The organism is Ruminococcus sp. 210702-SL.1.03 (assembly GCF_020559915.1).
Lineage (GTDB): Bacteria > Bacillota > Clostridia > Oscillospirales > Ruminococcaceae > YE71.
Genome location: NZ_JAJCLZ010000113.1, coordinates 1 through 753, shown reverse-complemented (window position 1 = coordinate 753; position 753 = coordinate 1). Strand labels below are relative to the sequence as shown.

The 753-nt window shown below is 46.5% G+C and carries 2 protein-coding genes; both read right to left on the bottom strand.

Annotation, left to right across the window (positions count from 1 at the left end; genetic code table 11):
• Nucleotides 1-61: 61 nt before the first annotated feature.
• The gene (locus LI114_RS13680; protein WP_227221128.1) at nucleotides 62-247 is read right to left on the bottom strand and encodes a hypothetical protein; all 186 of its coding nucleotides are present in this window, start codon (nucleotides 245-247) and stop codon (nucleotides 62-64) included.
• A gap of 4 nt (nucleotides 248-251) precedes the next feature.
• Nucleotides 252-753: hypothetical protein (locus LI114_RS13675; protein ID WP_227221127.1), on the bottom strand; the 502-nt coding region annotated here is incomplete at its 5' end.

Genomic DNA, 753 nt, shown 5'->3' with positions numbered 1-753 from the left:
ATGAGAAGCTGGCAGACCACCGCCGAAGCCGCCGTTATCAGCGCAACGATTATCGCTTCCGTCACTCGCCGTCACCCGCCTTTTTCGCGCTCTGCGTGCCAAAATAGAACGCTATCACGGTGGTGAAAATCGTCTGAAACTGCCCCGCCGAAACCGTCCCGCGCCATGCCAGTGCGCAGAAAATGCCCGTCAGCGTGAGGGTCACAAGCGATTTTACGTCCACTAATTTTGCCAATTTTTGTTTCATGGTGTCACTCCTTTAGTGCGAAAACGCCGTTGTAAACGTATTTCGTGCCGGATACGTCGATAACGCCCCAACACATATTGTTGTACTGCGAAAACGGCGTTATCATGATTTTGTCGCAATACGTTTCAACGTCCGAAACGATAGGCACTAATGCAGTCATTGACGCCGGTAATACGCCATTTATGCGATGTCTTGTCGCCGGGTCGCCCTGATTGCTGCTATTGAATTTTATAGATGCCTGCGAATTGAAATCAATAATTTCTGCCCAGTTGCTACAACTATTGATGTTTGGGTTGTCGGGTCGTAGCGCTGCGAAAATCAGTTCGCCATTATTGTTTTTGGATATAAAAATAGATGCCTGATAATTATCTGTTTTACCGTTGCAAATTACTATTCCGCTGTCGGTTTTATACCCATAGCGCCAACAGCATCTATCGTGAAAATACTGATAATTGCTGTTTATGTTAGCGCCGTTTTTGGCGTTTATCTGAAATGAACGTTGGGTA

Excerpts from the sequence above, each read along its gene's own strand:
- LI114_RS13680 (WP_227221128.1), bottom strand. The coding sequence starts at position 247 with ATGAAACAAAAATTGGCAAAATTAGTGGACGTAAAATCGCTTGTGACC.